Raw genomic sequence first — 3,383 nt, 5'->3', positions numbered from 1 at the left:
GCTGCCGGTGGCAGTCGCCAGGACGGCACCGGCGAAGGGCGCGATGGCAGATGCCAGCAGGATGGGCGCCGAGAGGATCGCACTCAGGTGCCCGTAGCGGGCGGTCCCCCAGCGGTCACTGACTGCGGTCGCCTGGATCAGCGTGTAGAGGCCTCGTGACACGCCCACCAGCACCGACACGGTGAAGAGGAGCCAGGCCTCCGTCGGGGCGACAGCGAGCATCGCCGTCGTGATGCTGACGGAGGCGATCACGATCGACGCCCGGGACACCGGGCTGGTGGCCGCGGCGAGGCGGGCATACCCGAGGCGGCCGGCCACCTGGCCGATGCCGCCGATGCCCAGGCCGATCGCGGCCTCGGTCGAGCTGAAGCCGCGCTCGACGAGCAGCGGGACCAGGTTGACGACGACGGCGTACACGACGAAGGCAGCGGCAGCCGAGGTCAGCAGCAGGACGAGGAACGCGCGCGTACGTACGGCACCGTCTGAGGCCGAGACCTCGTCGGCGGAGGCGTGCCCCGTCCACGGCAGGTCGAGGCCGCGCCAGTGCAACGGGATCGTCACGGCGCCGAGGATCACCGCCATGACGACGTACGTGGTCCGCCAGTCCGTGAGCGCCTCGAGACCGGCGGCGAGCGGCGCGAAGATCGTGCTGGCCAGGCCGGCGACGAGCGTGAGAGTCGTGAGGGCGGCGACTCGCCGGCTCCCGCCCCAACGGGTCAGGGCGGCGAAGGCGGAGGGGTAGAGGACACCGGCCATGCCGATGCCGGTGACGATCCACGCGCCGAAGAACCAGGCGTACGACTGCGCGGCGGCAATCGCGAGCAGGCCGACGACGGAGACCGCCGAACCCGCCGTCATGATGACCCGCGGACCGTAGCGGTCCAGCCGCTTGCCGAGCACGACGCCGACGATGCCGGAGACGACCTGGCTGGCCGAGAACGCGGCCGTGAGCTCGACCGCGCTCCACCCCGTGTCGCCGACGATCGAGGACAACAGCACGGCGAACGTGTAGTAGAGCACGCCATAGCTGGTGATGACCGTGATCGACAGGACCCAGACCACACGGCGCAGCCCGGGACCGTCAAGGGTCCCGGGCCGGCTCGGCTCCGTCACGAGGAGGCGCGGGTCCCGAGGGTGATGAGCTCGGGCTCCGCTGTGGCGCCGCAGCAACCACCGCCCGTGGCCGCCTCGTCGTCGAACACCCCGGAACCGCCGCAGACCCCGGTCTCGGGCAGGATCAGCTCGACCCGGGCGGCGGACTCGTGGTCGCCGGCGATCTCGGCGACGACCGATCGGGTCTGCTCGAACCCGGTGAGCGTCAGGAACGAGGTCGCCCGCCCGTACGACTTCATGCCCACGAGGTAGAAGCCGGACTCGGGCTGCGCGAGCTCCTTGGCGCCGTGCGGGTAGACCGTGCCGCACGAGTGCACGTTGGGGTCGATCAGCGGCGCGAGCTGGCGGGGCGCGTCGAGCACGGGGTCGAGGTCGAGCCGGATCTCGGACAGCATCGACAGGTCGGGGCGGAAGCCCGTCAGCGCGATGACCTCGTCGACGCCGTCGAGGACCTGGCCGTCCATCGAGGTCAGCGTCAGGGTGCCATCGGCGGAACGCTCGACCGAAGCCGTGCGGAAGCTGTTGAGCGTACGGACGGGGCCGGATGCCACGGCCTCCTTCGCCCGGCGACCCAGCGCGCCGCGCTCGGCGAGCTCGTCGTCCTCACTGCCCTCGAACGCGGCCCCGACGCTGGCCCGCCGGACCAGCCAGGAGATGCGGGTCGACGGGTCCTCCTCCGCCAGCGCGACCAGCCCGATGAGCGCTCCCTTGGCGGAGGCTCCGGTGCCGGCGACGACGACGTGGCGACCGGCATACCGCTCGCGGGTGATGGGGTCGGTGAGGTCCGGGATCCGGTACGTGATGCGGTCCGCGGCGGCGCGTTCGCCGAGCGCCGGCAACCCGTCGCCGCCGAGCGGGTTGGGGCCGGTCCAGGTGCCGGAGGCGTCGATGACGGCCCTCGCGGCGATCAGCTCTTCGCCTGCTGCCGTCTCGACGTGCACGGTGAAGATCTCGTCCTCACGGCCGGAGTCGACGAGGCGGTCGCGGCCGCGCTTCGCGACACCGACGACCTTCGTCCCGAAGCGCACGGCGTCGCCCAGGGCGTCAGCGAGCGGCTGGAGGTAGTCGTCGGCCCAGGTGCCGCCCGTGGGGTAGCGGTCGCGGTTGGGGCTCGTCCAGCCGTTGTTCTCGAGCAGCTCCGCGGCGGCCGGGTCGATGAGCTCGGACCACGGGGAGAACAGGCGTACGTGCGACCACTCGCGAACCGCTGCACCGGCAACCTCGCCGGCCTCGAGCACGAGGAACGGGACCTCGCGGCTGTGCAGCTGGGCGGCAGCCGCGAGGCCGGCCGGTCCGGCGCCGATCACGACGACAGGGAGCTCTGGGTTCTGCATGCGTATCTCCTGGGCGTTTTGGTTCATTCAAAAGTTTCGATGAATGCGACTGTACCCGTTCATAGATGAATGTCAATGAAAGGCGTATGCTTGGCTCATGCCCACCCAGCTCACCGTGCTCGAGTCCGCCGCCACCGCGTGCTGCTCCCCCATCACCGGCGGAGCCATGAGCGCCGAGGAGGCCACCGCCCTCGCGGCGAGGTTCAAGGCGATCGGCGATCCGACCCGGCTGCGACTCCTGTCGCTCGTCGCCGCGCACGAGGGTGGCGAGGCGTGTGTCTGCGACCTCAACGAGCCCCTCGACCTGTCACAGCCGACGGTGTCACACCACCTCAAGATCCTGGTGGACGCGGGGCTGTTGACGCGTACGAAGCGGGGCACGTGGTCCTACTACGCGCTGGTGCCCGGCGCGCTGCCGATGCTGGCCGACACGCTGCGGGTCTGATCACTCCACGGCCGACACGATCGAGGAATCGGGTCTAGCCGCAGCAGCCGTCCGAGCAGCCCTGGGAGGCGGTCGGCGCGCAGCAGCCCTCGCCACGCCAGGCTTCGAGGCCTTCGCGGACCGCGACCGCGGCGATCACCAGGCCGGCGACCGGGTCGGCCCATGCCCAGCCGAGCGTCGCGTTGAGCACAAGGCCGACCAGCAGGACGGCCGACAGGTACGTGCAGAGCAGGGTCTGAGTGCCGTCCGCATAGACCGCATTCGACCCGAGGGCCCGCCCCGTGCGCCGCTGGGCGTACGAGATGAACGGCATGATGATCAGCGAGGCGATCGCCAGACCGATGCCGACGCGCGAGTGGTCCGCCTCTGCGCCGGTGAGCAGAGCTCGTGCCGACTCGAACCCGACGTACGCCGCCAGGGCGAAGAACGAGACCGCGAGCAGCCGGAGCGCCTGGCGCTCGCGGGACTCGGGGATCCGGTGGGAGAACTGC

At 71.1% G+C, this 3,383-nt stretch carries 4 protein-coding genes; 1 reads left to right on the top strand and 3 read right to left on the bottom strand.

What is annotated here, in order from left to right; genetic code table 11:
- Nucleotides 1-1,062: MFS transporter (locus V6M46_RS10330; protein WP_332664522.1), on the bottom strand; the 1,062-nt coding region annotated here is incomplete at its 3' end.
- A gap of 47 nt (nucleotides 1,063-1,109) precedes the next feature.
- The gene (locus tag V6M46_RS10325) at nucleotides 1,110-2,447 is read right to left on the bottom strand and encodes an NAD(P)-binding domain-containing protein (protein ID WP_332664519.1); all 1,338 of its coding nucleotides are present in this window, start codon (nucleotides 2,445-2,447) and stop codon (nucleotides 1,110-1,112) included.
- Between the two features lie 97 nt (nucleotides 2,448-2,544).
- Between V6M46_RS10325 and V6M46_RS10320 the strand changes: the two genes are divergently transcribed.
- A complete protein-coding gene (locus tag V6M46_RS10320; protein WP_332664516.1) occupies nucleotides 2,545-2,892 on the top strand; it encodes an ArsR/SmtB family transcription factor in 348 nt (115 codons plus the stop codon).
- Nucleotides 2,893-2,926: 34 nt separating this feature from the next.
- Here V6M46_RS10320 and V6M46_RS10315 read toward each other — a convergent pair.
- The coding region (locus V6M46_RS10315) for a cation transporter (protein WP_332664513.1) at nucleotides 2,927-3,383 on the bottom strand (457 nt) is incomplete at its 5' end.

It is taken from the genome of Aeromicrobium sp. (genome assembly GCF_036676885.1).
In the GTDB taxonomy this organism is placed as follows: domain Bacteria; phylum Actinomycetota; class Actinomycetes; order Propionibacteriales; family Nocardioidaceae; genus Aeromicrobium.
This window is presented reverse-complemented; position numbering and strand designations above follow the sequence as displayed.